Here is a 16,830-nt window from a genome sequence, read left to right as displayed (position 1 = left end):
GACAATAGCAGTTTTATGGACAAACCTTGCTGGCTAAAACATAGTAAAGTAACTTTAATCTATTTAGTATTGCTAGTGCTCAGCACTAATGTACACGCTTCGCAACATGCATTAAATAAGCTGAAATTATCAGTAATTGCAGACCTTTCAGCAGTAAAACTTAATAACGATGAGTGGCTGACTGTTTCGCCGATTGTCAGCACTAGTTCCGAGTACCTTCTTGCAACAAAACAAGGCAAAATATACACCTTAAAAGACAGCACAATTGCAGCAGAGCCACTGTTAGACTTAACTAAGAGAATTGAAGATTCAAACCTAATCGCCTTGACGGCTATGGCGGTCGACCCAAGCTTCCATTATCGTGACCGCAACGGTTACAACACAATTTACACTGCCCATATTGAAGAAAACAATAGCCATCAGGATAAAAACGCACCCAATAGTGGGCTAGATAAAAGCCTACCGTATGATGCTGTTATTATTCGCTGGCAATTAAGTAAAACCCTTAACCAACCGATAGCTGTTGCCAACCAGCATGAGGTTATTCGCATCGCCATCCATCAACCTTATGAAGCTTTTAAGCAATTATCATTTAACCCGTATACTGAGCCTTGGCATGAAGATTTTGGCTTACTTTACGTGTTGCTAAGTAAAGCAGAGAATGAAAAGGTCGCGAAACAAGCAATCTACTCTGGCACTATTTTACGGATAAGGCCTGAGCGCTTTGGCTTACAAAGTTACACCATTCCAGACAATAATCCATTCATCAAACAAGCTGATATTCGTAATGAAATTATCACCATTGCCGGTGGCAATGTTCAAAACTTTGATTGGATTAAAAAAGGCCAAAATACATTGCTGATGCAAATCGCAGGTGCCGCGGAAAATTACTTTATACAAGCAAGATTAGGAGATGATCTAAGACAATCAACATCAGCTGAATTGGAAAACAGCTTACCCAGCAAACATAGCAACCACAACACAGCAATTATTTACCATGGACGAGCGCTACAGAACTTATGGGGAAAAGTGCTACAACTAAATAAAATTGAAAATAACTGGCAATTACAGGCGCTATCTCTAGAGCCAAATACAACAGCCCAAACCTTGCCAACATTTAGCTCGTATAACTTAGCAAATATCGCAACATCAAAAAAACTTAGCTTGTATAAACATAGCGACAATGAATTATTAGTACTCACTCACGACCAACAACTTTTATATACTATTAAAGCAGATTTAGAAAATGTCAGTGTAGTCACACCAAAAACCGCAATTGCAGACGGTGACACTGAAAATAGTTCTGCCATTTTAATTATTTTTATCTTAATTATCGGTGTTGCTGGCAGCATATGGTATATAAAATTAATGGCTAAAAAGAAGCAACATTTCCTTCATAGTCAGTGGGCAAATTTTGAGATCAACACTACCAATGAAACGCTTTCTCTTTATAAACGTCATAGCCAAACCGCTGAACAGAAGCTCGAGTTATCGACAATAATACGCAGTGAGTTGCTATTAAACGATCAGGTAATATCTATTATTAGCAATAATGCTGAGCACGGGTTTTCTAACGAATTAGAAGACCAGGTGCTAGCAGTTTTTGCGAAAGAGCATCGACTAAAAATGATTAACGACAAGCAAAGAAAAATACAAGTACGTTTAATCGATGACAACGAAGTAAGCTTCTTAATTTGTCTTTATTATCGTGTTGGTAATATTCGTCACACCAAACTCAAATATAATAAGGTACTGACCAAGGTTATTGATTGGCATTGGTTGTTTGCCAGTTACATCAACCCTCAACACAGCAGTAAAAGAAAAATCAGGGTGAAATCAAAAATAGCGCCGTCAGTTGATAAAAAATATAGCGCACAGGTGACAAAAGCAGTACAAGTACCATCAAAAACCATTAACAATAGTGGCTTATCACCTGAAATCGAAAATGAAGCTTTAGCATCCACAGATCATAGTGCAACAAGTCAAGACACTAAACTTGTCATGGCGTTAGACAAATTAGTGACAATGAAAAAACAAGGCTTTTTGAGCGATGACGAATTTAACATTGCAAAAACTAAAATTATTAACGATTTAGCCAAAGAATAATAAACTTTATAGGAACAAGAATTCAGCCTTGTTTTTCACTATCAAGCGCCGCAAAATAGCGCTTTATTTCATATTGAGCATAAAGTTGAGCGGTCAATGTTGCCAAAAAAAAATACCTTTAAAATTGCTGTTTTGGCTAGTCTTTTATCAATTCTTATCGCTATAGTAATGCTCACCATACTGCTAGGCACTTATGGTGAGAATATTCAAAACTATTTAAACTCAAATATTCCTAACTCCTTCCAGGGCGCTGTTACATTTGTCGCCATACTGACGCTAGCTATGGCGATTGGTTTACCTAGACAAATAACAGCCTTATCTGGCGGTTATTTATTTGGTGTCAGCTATGGTATGTTGCTCGCGACAATATCGGCTATTTTCGGCTGTATATTCACGCTAATATTAGCTAGAAAACTATTTAGTAACCTTGTACAACAACATTACCCTAAACAGCTCATACGAGTGCAGAGTTTTTTTGCACATCAAACATTTTTAAAAGCCGTAATCATTCGTCTGATACCTGCAGGCTCTAACTTTCTAACAAACATCTTAGCGGGATCAGCCCGAGCTCCGACAGCTGCTTACATATGTGGTTCAGCTCTGGGCTTTATTCCACAAATGGCGATATTTACTTTAATGGGAGCAGGACTAAAAGTCAGTAATCAACAACAGATCATCTTCAGTATTATCTTACTCACTATTGCCATAATACTGAGCGCCTACCTTTATAAAAATACCAGGTTAAAACTGCCATTAAATTAGTACATACTGCTCTTTGTCACATAAATTATATCTAAAGCTAGTTAGACCTGAAGATTGCGGTGCGCCTCCAATACTCAAACATCACCTTAACTAAATCACATACATTGGACATAAAAAAAGAGGCCGTAGCCTCTTTTAACAAATCAATTTAGTCACTTATTTTAATGTTAATAGGTGATTAACTAAGTTGATATAATCTTGCTCAAAGTTATTTCTATCTAAGCCTTTGGCATCAACACGGTATTTACCGTTAACAATCACTGCTGGCACACCCGTTAATGCGCCTTTGTTAGCAAAGTAATCTTGTTGCTTCTTCATAGCTTTTGCTTTGCTTACCACACCAAAGCTTTTCATTAACTTGTCAAATTTTTCACCGTCAGCGCCGTTAAGCACGAAAACATTACGAATATCTTTTTGTGAAGTAAATACCGCACGTTGCACATGAATATAGTTAAATAATGCGCCAATTACCTTTTTCTCCACGCCCATTTGGTGTGCAACAACAACAGCTTTACTCAGCATTTGTTGTACTTTAGGAGAAGCTGCACGTAAGAAGTCAACGTGGTTCATTTCAAACTTTGCGTCTTTTGGCAGTGATGTTTTTAATTTCGCCATAAATGGTTCGAACTGAAAACAATGCGGACAATAAAAAGAGAAAAACTCACGCACTTCAGGTTTTTTGGTGATTTCTTCACTTACTTTAGTGTAATGCTCGCCTTCGGTGTAATTTGCTGCAAAAGCAAATACCGGTAATAACATTAAAGCGAATAAGCTCACTAACTTTTTCATAAAAATACAATTCCTAATCATTAATAAAATATACAACAGCAAAAATGCTTTCTACGGCATTAAACTTAACGGCGGCTGCTGTAAAGCTGACATTTGCTCCTTCAGCATAAGAATTTGTTGCTCCCAATATTTTTCAGTATTAAACCAAGGAAAATTATGTGGAAATGCGGGATCTTGCCAACGTTTACATAGCCATGCCATATAATTAACTACCCGCATAGTACGCAATGATTCAATTAAAGGCAATTGATTGCTTTCAAAGCTATGAAACTCGTCGTAACCCATTAATAGGGTATCAAGTTGTAGAATTTGTTGTTGTCGGTCACCGCTGAGCATCATCCATAGATCTTGTATCGCCGGCCCCATGCGACAATCATCTAAATCAACAAAGTGCGGACCATCATCGGTCCAAAGAATATTGCCGGCATGGCAATCACCGTGTAAACGAATTTGTGAGTCAGGCTGATATTGCTCACTCGCAACCTTGATTACCTGCTCTAAAATAGTGAAAAATGGTGAGCTTAAACTATCAGGAACAAAATTTGATTTCTCAATAGTTTGATGCGCTTGCTGCAACATCTCTTCACTATTAAATCTCGGTCGCTCAATAAAGTCTTTTTTCGCGGCAACCGCGTGAATACGGCCTAAAAATCGCCCCATCCACTCTAGCTGCTCAAGGTTATCAACTTCAAAAATGCGTCCTCCACGACAAGGAAATATTGCAAAATGATAGCCTTGATAGTTAAACAATGACTCACCATCAATTTTTATTGGTGCTACTAACGGCAATTCATTAGCATCTAATTCAAATGAGAAGGCATGCTCTTCGCGAATTTGTGCTTCCGTCCAACGTTGCGGTCGATAAAACTTAGTCACATATTTAGTTTTATCAACATCATGAAATTGATAGACACGATTCTCATAACTGTTTAACGCTAACAGGCCACTGTCGACGGTTAAGCCCGTGCTTTCCAAGCCATCTAGAATTAAGTCTGGTGACAGCGAGGTAAAATCAAATACTGACATTAGCGTTTATTAAAGAAGCGACTTTCATGTTCAAGTCTTACTTCATCCTCATCCGAAACTAACTCAATCACAAAACTAATATCTGTCATATAACCTTCTAATTCGTACGGATCAACCGAAAGGCTGATTGGCAGCGTATAAACAGTTGCAGCCTTAACAAAAATTTCTTGTTCACCATGCCATTTAGTATTTTCTATACCTTTTACTGAAATACGGTAATGGTTATCTTTTTGTGATTTATTCAATATTTTAAGAGTGTAAACATTTTCAATATCACCATTAAAGTTCTCTTTTGCTAATTCTGTTCGATCACGAATAATGTCCATAGAAACCGGTACTCGGCTTGCCATTTCCATAATTAATAAACTCGTCATAACAATCAAAACCACGGCATAACCAATAAGCTTTCCACGCACAAAATGTACTTTTTTTCCTGCCAATTCATGCTCAGTGGTATAACGAATTAAACCCTTGTCATATTTCATCCGTTCCATAACGCCACTGCAGGCATCAACACAAGCACCACAGTTTATGCACTCATACTGCAAACCGTTACGAATATCGATACCAGTTGGGCAAACCTGCACACATAGATTACAGTCGATACAATCCCCTAACCCCATTTCTTTTGGGTCTTGCTTTCTTGAGCGTGGGCCTCGGTTTTCACCACGTTTTGCATCGTAGGAAACCGTTAGTGTGTCTTTATCAAACATTGCTGACTGAAAGCGCGCATATGGGCACATATGCAAACACATGATTTCTCTCATCCAGCCTGCATTGCCATACGTACAAAAAGCAAAAAACCAAACGGTAGCGGCCAAAGTAAATGAGGCATTAAAGGTAAAGAAGTCAATAAATACTTCTTCTACTGGTGCAAAATACCCTGCAAAGGTCAAAGCGGTTAATAGTGAAAAAAAGCCCCAGCAAAAATGTTTTAGCGCTTTACGCCAAAATTTATTAGTCGACATTGGCTGACTATCAAGCTTTTTACGTTGGTTTGCACTACCTTCAATTTTTTCTTCAAACCAAATGAAAATAAAAGTCCAAACCGTTTGCGGGCAAAGGTAACCACACCAAACACGCCCTAAAAACGTGGTAATAAAAAACAACAAGAAAGCGCTAAGAATAAAAATCCAAGCCAGTAAGGTTAAATCTTGTGGCCATAAGGTGACGCTCCACAAGGTAAAGCGTTGTTCACTAATATCAAAAAGAATCGCTTGGTGCCCGTCATATCTAAGCCAGGGTAACACAGCAAATAACGCTAAAAAGAAAAAGTTCATCTTTTGACGTATTTTTTGAAAGACTCCCTCTACCTTGCGTACATAAATCTGATCGCGTGGTTTGTATGCGCCACTTTTTTCTGGTTGATGTATTTCAACATTCTTAACCGGAATTTGGCGAGGGGTTTTGGTTTTATTATCGTTTGATTTCAAAGCGGATCCTTTAGTTCGACTCTTAGTTCGATAATGCCGTCCAATTATAACGAATTAGACCTGATTACCTATCAAAAAATAGCAAAATATTGCTTTGTTAGTACAAAATTGATTACCCTAGAACTATTCTCATTGTATTTCGTCCAATTAAACAAAAATGTTCTGTGCGCTCAGCAGATTAAGCAAATGTTAACTGCTTGTTATTTAATCGCGCATCTTGATTATAAGGTAGGATATGAAAAAATTATTGATCTTAATCGTCGCAGCCGCGTTATATTTTCATTTTTATCCGAATGAAAAACTAAACGCTTGGTTAAGTGAACAAAAAGCTATGGTGCTCAGTGTTTTTTCTGATGCAACGGATACTAAGGTTAGATTGAAGGCAGATAAAATATATCAGGATTTATCACGTGATTTCGCACAATTCACCACCAAAGAACAAGAATACATAGCAGAGATCACCAAGAACAGAAAAAGCGTTAAAAGCTTTTATAACCAGTATTGCGACACTAAAAAGCAGACGCCAAAATTACATAGAGAAAACTTGGCTAAGGTCTGCCAAGTAATTAGCCAATACAGTGCTTTACTGTAATGAATGTCAAAAAATAACTAGACCAACTAGCCAATGCTAGTCGTCTAGAATATTTAACATTAGTTACGCTGAGAGTTTTGACAATAAACGAGCAAAGCTATCAGCACTAGTTGTCTCCAGTGCGTGCTGCCCGTCTCGAATTACCCATTGTCCAAATACCATAACATCTTGCACAGGGCTTTGCTGACTAGCAAAAATAACACTATCAAGTAGATGCGTATCATCATGAGCAAATAAACGTAATTGGCTAGCATCTAATACTAACAAATCGGCTTGTTTACCTATCGCTAATTCGCCGGTATTACTATTTGTACTTTGCGCTCCACCTAACGCGGCCCTTTGCCATAAATTTAACCCAACCGATGGCTGCTGCGTATTTGCCAATAATGCCCGTTGTTGTTTACTTAAACGTTGCGCATACTCTAACCAGCGTAACTCCTCAATTGGGTTAACAGAAATATGGCTATCGGAGCCAATGGCAAAAGTACCTTGTTCAAGTAAAAACTCATCGGTTGGAAAAATACCATCACCTAAATTCGCTTCTGTTGTTGGGCAAATACCTGCAATTGCTTCACTGGCAATAATACCTTTACGTTCTTCTTCATTAATATGTGTGGCATGAATTAAACACCAATGCTTATCTAAATCAGCATTATCAAGTAGCCATTGCACCGGGCGTTGACCATAATGTTCAAGGCAATCATCAACTTCTTTTTGCTGCTCTGCGATATGAATATGTATTGGCGCCTGCTTATCCAGTGCTCGAATATGGCTAACAGCGGCAATCAGTGAGCTTTTGTCCACAGCACGTAATGAATGTGGGGCAATACCAACATTGCTATTTTTTTGTTTACTCGCAATGTTAAAGCAATCACTAATTAACGTATTAAATTGTTCCACCGTATTAATAAATCGCTTCTGACCACTATTCGCTGCTTTCGGACCAAAACCACTATAACGATAAAGCACAGGTAGCAATGTTAAACCTATACCTGAATGCTGGGCGGCGGCAAAAATAGCTTCTGCCATTGCCGTTAAGCGCGGGTAATTCCCACCATCAATATCGTGATGCAAATAATGAAACTCCGCCACTCGGGTATAACCCATTTTCAGCATTTCAATATACAATTGGGTTGCGATAACTTCTGCATCGTCTGCCGTCAACTGTTCGATGAACTTGTACATAATACTACGCCAAGTCCAAAAGCTATCTTTACCTTCACTACCTTGTTCACTAAAGCCAGCAAAAGCGCGCTGAAAGGCATGAGAATGACAATTAACCATACCAGGAATCACCACGCCATTTGCCTGCTCCGCACCGTCTACAAAACCGGCAGTAATGTCAGTAATAATACCATCTTCAATGGTTAAGGTTTGCTCCGTTGCCCAACCGTCGGCAAGCAAAATTTTATTTGCAAAAAGTTTCATAGTGCTTCTCTATTTTTCTGTTGGTGCTAATGCAAAATCAATTAATGCTTGCACTAACATTTGTAACTTGGGCTGCACCTGTTGTGCAAATTCTTCCTGATATGTCATTGCTTGCTCATCCATATATGTGCGTTGCGATAACTCAAGCTGAATTGCATGAATATTTTTTTCAGGTTGACCATAAGCTCGGGTGATATAACCACCTTTAAACCGGCCATTACACACCATAGAATATGGCGCATAGTCAAGACTGGTAATCGACTCAACTAAGTCAGCTGCACAGCTTTTACCATCAGAGCTACCAAAATTAAAGTCAGGTAACTGTCCGTCAAAAAAGCGTGGCACTATGGAACGAATCGAGTGTGCTTCTAATAAAACCGCTCGACCAAATTGCTGTTGAATTGCGCTTAATGTTGACGATAGAACATCATGATAAGGCTGCCAGTATTTCAACACTCGCTGACTCACTTGCTCTGCAGAAGGTGCACGGTTGTCTTTATACAGTGGTGATAAGTCAAACGCCGTTGTGGGACACAGTTCTGTACTATTAGCGCCTGGATATAAATCGACACCATTAGGATCACGGTTTAAATCGATAACATAACGACTATACTTAGGCACTAAAATAAAAGCTCCCAGTTTACGTGCAAACGCATATAAACGATCCATGTACCAGTCAGTGTCAGCAACCTCAATGCCTTTCTCGGTCATCACCTGAGCGATATCGCTCGGAATTTCTTCGCCATTATGTGGCATGCTTATTAATAAGGGTACGCTACCTTTTATTAACTGATAACTTTCTGACATTTGACTCTCCAAATTGTATATACAACTTTATTGTGGATAATTTACCATGCAATAATCTGAACATAAATAGTTTTGTTAGCTTTACCAATATTAATCATATGTCCACATCTCTTCACTAGCAAAATCACACCCAATTACAGACTCAAAACTTCAAGTATTTGGCCTTGAAAACAATTAAAACAAGGCAATTGTTACTAAGTTCTTCAAACTTTGTTAACCAAGCGTAACTAAGCCTTATTTAATTGCTACTGGCGTGTAAATCTGCTCGTTATTACTGCCATTCAAGTTACAATATAGCTTTATTTTCCACTCACTAAGTTTCCAATTGTTCGCTTATCTTCACCAGCAGAGTAATCATACTGATGACATTTAAAATACCTTTGTTAAAGCTTCTTTGTATGCTGTTTCTTATTTCGGGGCATTGGTTAACGTCGGTAATTTATGCCAACGACACCCTTGCTCAAATAACAACAAAACAACCACCGCTACGTATTGCATTACCCATACAAAAAGCAATAGAAGATACTGGCAACAGTGATTTACAACGCCTAACGCAATTTTTGCGTGAATATTGGCAAATTTGGGCTATTGATCATCAAAAAAACATTGAATTTGTTTACATGGCATCGCGCGATATTTACCAAGCATTAGCCAATCATGAGATTGATATTGCTGCAATATCTGTTTTGGAAGAAAACCAAAAGCATGTCTTATATAGCGTGCCTTTTGCCAGTTTTCAGCAACGGGTTTTTAGAAGAATAAATAGCAGCAATAATAATAATATTCAAATTGGCATTCATAGCGACAAGTCAAGCACATTAAACTATTTAAATAAAAATATAGAGCGTCATTACTACCCTTCTATCAATAGTTTAATTAGCAACATTAACCAATACGATGTGCTTTATTCTGTTGAACCTTGGCATTTAACTCGACAACTTCAACAACGCAATTTACTGGATAATTACTCGGTAAACTTTGACGAATCCCCTAAAATATATTTTCATACCGTTACCCGAAAGAAAGATCGTAAATTGCTATATCAAATCAATGACAGTTTACGCGCAGTAGGAGCAATACAAGCACAGCTTTGGCGGAAGAAATACGCATTTAATGGTAATGGCACAATTAATATTACCTTAGGCAACTATATTGAAGATTTATCAGAAAATGAAAAGCAATACCTTATTGATCACAATGAACTAACATACCCAATACTTGAACAAGGGTTTCCACCTTATGTGATCACTAAAAACCTCAATAACATCACCGAGCGCGGCTATGCCATCGATTTACTAAACATTATCACAGAAAAAACAGGCATAGTTTTTCGGCCGCAATATGTACCCAGTTATCCAGCATCAATTGACAGCGTTAGAAGTAAGCAAACCGATATTATCGTGCATATTGAACAAAGCCCAATCTATGAAAAATTTTTCAACTTTTCTATGCCTTACCTTGAAGCCAATCATAGTGTTATTTATCGTGTTAATGAACATGACGACCTTAATGTAGATAACCTAGCCAATAAAAAAATAGCTATTGTTGAACAGCTAACTTCAAGCGAGCATCTACTACAAAAATACCCGCATGCTCAATTTCAGCATTACAACGATATTAATAAAGCAATTCTGGCGGTGGCAAATAAAGAAGCAGACGCTTTTATCGGACAATCATTGTCATCTGCTTACTTGATCAAGAAAATGCAACTATCAAGTTTAACGAGTCAGCCACTACCAGAGTTTTTACCAGATGCAAACTTTGCCTTTGCCAGCCACAAAGACAACTCTCGCTTACTCACCATAATTAATCGCGCCATCAGCGATATCTCGGCAACCCGACTCGATGATATTTATGCCAAATGGAATAAATCGGTTTTTAGTAATCGGCAAACTAACACAGGCGAAATAGCGGTAACTTATCAAAATGTGAAGTTTTTTCTTTTAGTCACACTGCTAATAATATTGATCATCACATGGTTTAACTATCAACGTCGACGTATCAAAAAAGCGCAGCAAAGAGAAATTGTTCAAGCATTATCGAAAGCAGAAATCGCCCGCGAAAAAGCGGAACAATCAGCACAAGAAAAACTCACCTTTTTAGCACGCATGAGCCACGAAATTCGTACGCCAATGAATGGGGTTTTAGGCATGGCGGAATCGCTGTCATTTACCGATCTCAATAGCTCTCAGCAAGAATTACTGACGACACTAAAGGGCTCAGCCCGCAATTTACTGGCATTGATTAATGACGTATTAGATTTTTCCAAAATTGAAGCGGGTAAATTAACTCTTGAGTCAGTTGCCGCGAGTTTACAGCTAATTGCCAAAGACGTTATTAGTAGCATTAGTCATATCTCTGACAACAATCAAACGCCTATTATCCTAGAAATTGATGATAGAATTACCAACCGCTATTTCACCGATCCAACTCGTCTGACACAAATTCTTAATAACTTACTCAGTAATGCGAAAAAGTTCACAGCCGAAGGTTCTATTAAACTATCAATACAACTAATCGATGAAACTGTGAGTCACAATAATACTTATCATACCATCTGCATTTCGGTCGCTGACACAGGCATAGGAATAGCCAAAGACAAACAGGCGCTACTTTTTACACCTTTTATTCAAGCAAACGACGAAATAACTCGAAACTTTGGTGGCACAGGGCTAGGCCTTAGTATTTGCCAAGAAATCGCCACAGCTATGGGGAGTAAAATCACCCTACAATCGACAGAGGGTGAAGGCAGTACATTTTCATTTAATTTAAAGCTGAAACTAGCAAAACAAATAGAAGCAAAAGATGATCGCAGAGAAAGTACTAGGCTAGTAAATGCAGAAGATGACTTACGCTTTCATGGTATAAGAGTATTAATTGCTGAAGATAATTTGGTAAATATTAAAGTGCTTACCGCGCAGTTAGCTCGTTTAAAAATTACTGCCGATATAGCTTATGACGGTCAACAAGCACTCGATAAACATACCGAAACACCATACGACATCATAATTTCAGATTGTCATATGCCAAATATTGACGGTTTTGAGCTAGCCTCCCGCCTCACAGAAATTAAGCACCTCAGACCACTATGGCTAATCGCGGTAACAGCTGATGCTTTAAGCGGTGCTGCACAAATGTGCTTAGATGCAGGGTTTGACGACTATATGGCCAAGCCGTGTCCACAGGAACAAATTACCAATAAACTCAATCATGCCTATCGCCAATTACAGCAAATGAAAAATAGCAGCCAAATATCGCAAAATCTGTCGTCAAACTACCGCTTATTTGATTCACAATCATTATTGGCTACCAACGGTAATGATATTGAACTAAGTCGAGATGTTGCTGCGATATTTATCGAGTCTTGGGCGCAAGACAAAAGCAATTTCCAGGCAGCGCTTGTTGCTTTAGAGTATCCGAATATTCAAGCTGTTGTTCATAAAATAAAAGGAAGTGTACGCTATTTATGTGGCCAAAAGCTCGATGGCATCGCTCAACAAACAGAATTGCTTGCTCAAAGCCATGAACAGCAAAAAATGAATACCAAGGCCGCAGAATTAATTATGCATATAGACCAGCTTGTTGATGAAATACATCATTGGTTAAAACAGTACAGTTAACATTTGAGCCCAAATTGCGTTAAACAGCTCTAGCAGCGAAAAGAAAATCTATTGCTACACTAAATAATCGAACCTATTATTTGTTATTAATCTATTTTTTAGATTGATAGCATCCAAATTAGAAATTTTACTTAAGCATGGTATAGATGAATAATAACGCCATACCAAATAGCAACAATAAATAAGCAATAGATAGCGGAGCTAGTATGTTAAAAAATAAAGAGCAGCAAACAGTCCCAAATGTGACTTTCACCTTACGTGCCAACGACGAATGGACAACACGAACCAGCGACGACATTTTTACCAACAAAACTGTTATTGTGTTTTCATTGCCTGGCGCCTTCACACCTACTTGTTCGTCTTCACATTTGCCACGTTATAACGAATTGGCACCAACATTTTTTAATAATGGTGTTGATGAAATCATTTGTATGTCGGTAAACGACACTTTTGTTATGAATGCTTGGGCACAAGACCAAGATGCCGACAAAATTAGCTTCATTCCTGACGGTAACGGCCAATTTACGGATGCTATGGGCATGCTAGTCGACAAAACTGACATTGGCTTTGGCAAGCGTAGTTGGCGATACGCCATGTTAGTGAAAAATGGCATTATTGAAAAAATGTTTATTGAACCTGACGTACCTGGTGACCCTTTTGAAGTATCAGATGCCGACACTATGCTAGCCCATATTAACCCAGCTGCATGTCAAACGTCAGCAATTACCATTTTTAGCAAACTAACCTGCCCATATTGCAAAAAAGCAAAAGCATTGTTAACTGAAAAAGGCTTAACATTTGAAGAGTTAGAGGTTGGCAAAGACATTAATTTAACTATGTTTAAAGCCATTACCAATGCCGATACTGTGCCACAAGTTTTTATTGATGGTCAGCACATTGGTGGTAGCGAAGATTTAATAGCTCACTTTAGCTAATTTACCAGTTGATATAAATTCAGGTTGAGCGGCATGTCACGGATGACAATAAACGACGATATTCTGGACAAAAGGAATGTCGTCGTGCCATGACTGTGCCTAGGCCTCTTCACTTCACAACATCAATATATCCTCATATGTCGTTAGCAATGTGGCCATGTTCACCACCTCATATTTAATGCTAGAATAGCGATACAATATTTTCTTGGACAATACTATGGATCATCAGCCATATAATCCTTTACACGGCATCACATTAAAAACTATTGTCACCCAGCTTGTTGAACACTTCGGTTTTGCTTACCTTGGCAAACAAATTAAAATACGCTGTTTTACCGATAATCCAAGTATTAATTCCACATTAAAATTTCTACGTAAAACACCCTGGGCACGTGAAAAAGTTGAAGCGCTCTACATTCAACATAAAAGCAAATTAAGCTAAAAAAAGGCATTAGTATATAGCTTAATATTATTTACGATTCAAGCGTTGAAGTGACACACTGAAAAATCGTTTTTACAAAGATTTACAGGCACATGGAAAATACCCATCATTACATTTTAACTTGGCAATGCCCTGATACGTCAGGCGTATTAGCTAAAATTACCCAAAGCTTATTCGAGCACGGTGCGTTTATTACGGAAACATGTCAATACAGCGACCCATACACCGACACTTTCTTTTCTCGTATTGCTTTTGATGATCGGGAACTTAATGTCACCATAGATGAGTTTAGCCAAGCCCTAGATTTACTGGCAAAACCATTAAACATGCAATACCAGCTACGTGAGCTCAGTAATGTGCCTAATGTTGTTATTGCAGTTTCAAAAGATGATCATTGCCTAGTTTCACTGTTAACAAAATGGAAAGCCGGTGTGCTACCCGTTAATATTGTTGCCATTACCTCAAACCACCAACACTGCGAAGCGTTAGCTAAATGGCATAAAATTCCATTTCACTATTTACCAGTAACTAAAGAAAACAAACCGCAGCAAGAGCGTGAAATGCTCGCTATTTTCGAACACTACCAAGGCAACTTACTCGTGCTGGCAAGATATATGCAAATTCTTTCTGACGAGCTTTGCCACAGCTTACGCGGCCGCGCAATTAATATTCATCATTCATTTTTACCAAGTTTTAAAGGCGCAAAACCTTATCATCAAGCCCACCATCGCGGTGTCAAAGTGATAGGCGCAACTGCACATTATGTTACGGCTGATTTAGATGAAGGGCCAATTATAGTGCAAGAAGTAAAGCCGATTAATCACACCTATACCATAGAGAAAATGGTACACCTTGGTCATGATTTAGAGGCAACAGCTTTATGCCAAGCAGTGAAAATGCACGCTGAACAACGCATTTGTTTAAATAATGATAAAACAGTGATTTTAAGCTAACTGTTACAACGGCCAATCAACCTTTAAGCTGCTTTATTTCATTAACTCTGATAAATTGAAGCACAAATATGTCACCAACATTTGTGCTTTATGATCCAATATAAAATTTCTCCTCTTCACCCAAATAGTCATATCTTCGAGGTTTATTTAACATTTAACACCTCAGCAGAAAAAGAATATTCCTTGTCACTCCCAGCGTGGTTGCCTGGTAGTTATATGATCCGAGATTTTGCAAAAAATATTATTGAAATTCAGGCACGTAATGAACATGAGCAACCAATAACATTAAACAAAATTGACAAGCAAACATGGACATTCATTGCCACTAGCACACAAGCTCATATTCGCTATCAAGTCTTTGCCTTTGACCTTTCCGTACGCACAGCTTATCTAGATAGCCAACGGGGCTTCTTTAACGGCAGTTCAACTTTCCTTGAAGTTGCAGAACTTAATCATTTGCCCTGTGAACTAATTATTGAGCAATCTAAAATGCCAGCGCATGCAACTTGGCAAGTTGCGACAGGATTGACACGAGCCGGAGAGACAGAGAAGTACCATTTTGGTCGCTACCTTGCTGATAATTATCAACATTTAATTGACTGCCCAGTCGCACTTGGTCATTTCGATAGCACAGAGTTTACCGTCGAAGGCGTGGTACATCACTTAGTTTTTACCAGTAAGCATTACGGAAACAGCGAGCGTTTAGCAACCGACATTCGCAAAATATGCCAACACCATATTAATCTATTTGGTGAAGCTCCCTTTCAAGAGTATTGGTTTATCACTCATTTGCAAGCCAGTGGTTTTGGTGGCTTAGAACATAAGAACTCAACCATTTTACAGGCCAGTCGTTTTGATTTACCTAATCCACAACACCCAGAAACCGAACTAACTGACAATTACAAAACATTTTTAAGCTTATGTTCACATGAATATTTTCATGCTTGGAATGTATGCCGTATTAAACCGAAAGAATTTGCACCATATAATTTACAAGAAGAAGTTTACACTAAACAATTATGGGCGTTTGAAGGTATAACCTCTTATTATGATGACTTCTCTTTGTACCGAACAGGCCTGATTAGCTTTAACGAATACCTAGCATTATTAGCCAAAACAGCAACACGAGTTTACCGGGGAGAAGGAGAACTAAAGCAAAGTGTTATTGAATCAAGCTTTGATGCTTGGACAAAGTTTTATCAGCAAGGGCCTGATGCTGTTAATAATATTGTCAGTTACTACACCAAAGGCTCGCTAATAGCTCTTTGGTTAGACTTAACCATTAGAACTAAGTCTCAGCAAAAATATAGCTTAGACACGTTAATGAAAGAGCTATGGATCCATTTCGGTCGCACTAGCATGGGTACCAATGAAGAAGACTTTATTAACATCGCAAATATACTTTGTGCAGAAGATATTTCGGCTCAATTCAAACACCATCTATATAGTAGCGAACGTATAGATTTAACGGATGAATTAGCAACTTTCGGCGTACAGTTAACCCAACAAAAATTCAAAAAACTTAATAGCCTCGAAACCACAACGGCAGAAAACTATCATGCTTATTTCGGTGCTCACTTTAAAGCACAAGATACTGGCTTAAAAATCACACAGGTTTTAGCAAACTCACCAGCAGAAAAAGCGGGTTTAGCTGTAAATGACATACTTATTGCTGTTGATGGACTAAAAATGACCGAACAATCAATACAAGCTTTGTTTGATCATATAGGCAAAAACACTGACGTTAATTGTCATTACTTTCGAGATGACCAATTATTAACAGCATCGTTTACCATAACTGACTCGCCGCTTTCAGCCATTGGCTTGAAAGTTGTTGACGAGATGCAGGTAAAGGGCTGGCAGAGCCAAGGCTAGCACATTAAAATTTGGCTATGTAAACTAAAGCGTACGTATTTGCTGACAATATAAATGTATAA

The 16,830-nt window shown here is 38.3% G+C and carries 13 protein-coding genes; 8 read left to right on the top strand and 5 right to left on the bottom strand.

Annotated features, from left to right (window positions below; genetic code table 11):
• Nucleotides 1-15: 15 nt before the first annotated feature.
• Together AC27HL_RS01450 and AC27HL_RS01445 are read left to right on the top strand one after the other, a co-directional pair.
• Nucleotides 16-2,106, top strand: coding sequence for a PQQ-dependent sugar dehydrogenase family protein (locus tag AC27HL_RS01450; RefSeq protein WP_487078461.1), 2,091 nt, complete (start codon nucleotides 16-18; stop codon nucleotides 2,104-2,106).
• A gap of 96 nt (nucleotides 2,107-2,202) precedes the next feature.
• A complete protein-coding gene (locus AC27HL_RS01445; RefSeq protein ID WP_487078459.1) occupies nucleotides 2,203-2,868 on the top strand; it encodes a TVP38/TMEM64 family protein in 666 nt (221 codons plus the stop codon).
• A 156-nt stretch (nucleotides 2,869-3,024) separates the two neighbouring features.
• Here the strand turns inward: AC27HL_RS01445 and AC27HL_RS01440 are convergent, their stop codons facing one another.
• The 3 genes from AC27HL_RS01440 to ccoG are packed head-to-tail and all read right to left on the bottom strand — an operon-like array spanning nucleotide 3,025 to nucleotide 6,116.
• Nucleotides 3,025-3,657 carry a thiol:disulfide interchange protein DsbA/DsbL gene (locus AC27HL_RS01440; RefSeq protein ID WP_487078457.1) on the bottom strand — a complete coding sequence of 211 codons (633 nt, stop codon included), beginning with the start codon at nucleotides 3,655-3,657 and terminating at the stop codon, nucleotides 3,025-3,027.
• Between the two features lie 51 nt (nucleotides 3,658-3,708).
• Nucleotides 3,709-4,683, bottom strand: coding sequence for a serine/threonine protein kinase (locus AC27HL_RS01435; RefSeq protein ID WP_487078455.1), 975 nt, complete (start codon nucleotides 4,681-4,683; stop codon nucleotides 3,709-3,711).
• Nucleotides 4,683-6,116, bottom strand: coding sequence for a cytochrome c oxidase accessory protein CcoG (ccoG, locus tag AC27HL_RS01430; RefSeq protein ID WP_487078454.1), 1,434 nt, complete (start codon nucleotides 6,114-6,116; stop codon nucleotides 4,683-4,685). The genes AC27HL_RS01435 and ccoG overlap by 1 nt, the downstream gene beginning before the upstream one ends.
• 235 nt (nucleotides 6,117-6,351) lie before the next feature.
• Between ccoG and AC27HL_RS01425 the strand changes: the two genes are divergently transcribed.
• On the top strand, nucleotides 6,352-6,708 hold the full coding sequence (locus tag AC27HL_RS01425; RefSeq protein ID WP_487078452.1) for a hypothetical protein: 357 nt from the start codon (nucleotides 6,352-6,354) through the stop codon (nucleotides 6,706-6,708).
• 63 nt (nucleotides 6,709-6,771) lie between these two features.
• On the opposite strand, the gene AC27HL_RS01420 is transcribed toward AC27HL_RS01425, so the two are convergent.
• Together AC27HL_RS01420 and hutG are read right to left on the bottom strand one after the other, a co-directional pair.
• Complete coding sequence (locus AC27HL_RS01420) at nucleotides 6,772-8,136, bottom strand: formimidoylglutamate deiminase (RefSeq protein ID WP_487078450.1); 1,365 nt, start codon at nucleotides 8,134-8,136, stop codon at nucleotides 6,772-6,774.
• A gap of 9 nt (nucleotides 8,137-8,145) precedes the next feature.
• The gene (hutG, locus tag AC27HL_RS01415; RefSeq protein ID WP_487078449.1) at nucleotides 8,146-8,943 is read right to left on the bottom strand and encodes an N-formylglutamate deformylase; all 798 of its coding nucleotides are present in this window, start codon (nucleotides 8,941-8,943) and stop codon (nucleotides 8,146-8,148) included.
• A 362-nt stretch (nucleotides 8,944-9,305) separates the two neighbouring features.
• On the opposite strand from hutG, the gene AC27HL_RS01410 reads away from it, so the two are divergent.
• The 5 genes from AC27HL_RS01410 (at nucleotide 9,306) to AC27HL_RS01390 (ending at nucleotide 16,768) form a co-directional block, all read left to right on the top strand.
• Nucleotides 9,306-12,563: an ATP-binding protein gene (locus tag AC27HL_RS01410; protein ID WP_487078448.1), complete on the top strand. Its 3,258-nt coding sequence runs from the start codon at nucleotides 9,306-9,308 to the stop codon at nucleotides 12,561-12,563.
• Between the two features lie 206 nt (nucleotides 12,564-12,769).
• Nucleotides 12,770-13,498 (top strand): glutathione peroxidase, encoded by a 729-nt coding sequence (locus AC27HL_RS01405; protein ID WP_487078446.1) that lies wholly within the window; start codon nucleotides 12,770-12,772, stop codon nucleotides 13,496-13,498.
• A gap of 217 nt (nucleotides 13,499-13,715) precedes the next feature.
• Nucleotides 13,716-13,940 carry a VF530 family protein gene (locus AC27HL_RS01400; protein ID WP_487078444.1) on the top strand — a complete coding sequence of 75 codons (225 nt, stop codon included), beginning with the start codon at nucleotides 13,716-13,718 and terminating at the stop codon, nucleotides 13,938-13,940.
• A 92-nt stretch (nucleotides 13,941-14,032) separates the two neighbouring features.
• Entirely contained in the window at nucleotides 14,033-14,893 is an 861-nt protein-coding gene (gene purU / locus AC27HL_RS01395) for a formyltetrahydrofolate deformylase (RefSeq protein WP_487078443.1), read from the top strand.
• 90 nt (nucleotides 14,894-14,983) lie between these two features.
• The gene (locus AC27HL_RS01390; protein WP_487078442.1) at nucleotides 14,984-16,768 is read left to right on the top strand and encodes a M61 family metallopeptidase; all 1,785 of its coding nucleotides are present in this window, start codon (nucleotides 14,984-14,986) and stop codon (nucleotides 16,766-16,768) included.
• Nucleotides 16,769-16,830: the final 62 nt, after the last annotated feature.

The organism is Colwellia aquaemaris (assembly GCF_057548755.1).
This window is presented reverse-complemented; position numbering and strand designations above follow the sequence as displayed.

Coding starts and splice junctions, on each gene's coding strand:
- AC27HL_RS01450 (WP_487078461.1), top strand. CDS start 16: ATGGACAAACCTTGCTGGCTAAAACATAGTAAAGTAACTTTAATCTAT.
- AC27HL_RS01445 (WP_487078459.1), top strand. CDS start 2,203: ATGTTGCCAAAAAAAAATACCTTTAAAATTGCTGTTTTGGCTAGTCTT.
- AC27HL_RS01440 (WP_487078457.1), bottom strand. CDS start 3,657: ATGAAAAAGTTAGTGAGCTTATTCGCTTTAATGTTATTACCGGTATTT.
- AC27HL_RS01435 (WP_487078455.1), bottom strand. CDS start 4,683: ATGTCAGTATTTGATTTTACCTCGCTGTCACCAGACTTAATTCTAGAT.
- AC27HL_RS01425 (WP_487078452.1), top strand. CDS start 6,352: ATGAAAAAATTATTGATCTTAATCGTCGCAGCCGCGTTATATTTTCAT.
- AC27HL_RS01420 (WP_487078450.1), bottom strand. CDS start 8,136: ATGAAACTTTTTGCAAATAAAATTTTGCTTGCCGACGGTTGGGCAACG.
- hutG (WP_487078449.1), bottom strand. CDS start 8,943: ATGTCAGAAAGTTATCAGTTAATAAAAGGTAGCGTACCCTTATTAATA.
- AC27HL_RS01410 (WP_487078448.1), top strand. CDS start 9,306: ATGACATTTAAAATACCTTTGTTAAAGCTTCTTTGTATGCTGTTTCTT.
- AC27HL_RS01405 (WP_487078446.1), top strand. CDS start 12,770: ATGTTAAAAAATAAAGAGCAGCAAACAGTCCCAAATGTGACTTTCACC.
- AC27HL_RS01400 (WP_487078444.1), top strand. CDS start 13,716: ATGGATCATCAGCCATATAATCCTTTACACGGCATCACATTAAAAACT.
- purU (WP_487078443.1), top strand. CDS start 14,033: ATGGAAAATACCCATCATTACATTTTAACTTGGCAATGCCCTGATACG.
- AC27HL_RS01390 (WP_487078442.1), top strand. CDS start 14,984: ATGATCCAATATAAAATTTCTCCTCTTCACCCAAATAGTCATATCTTC.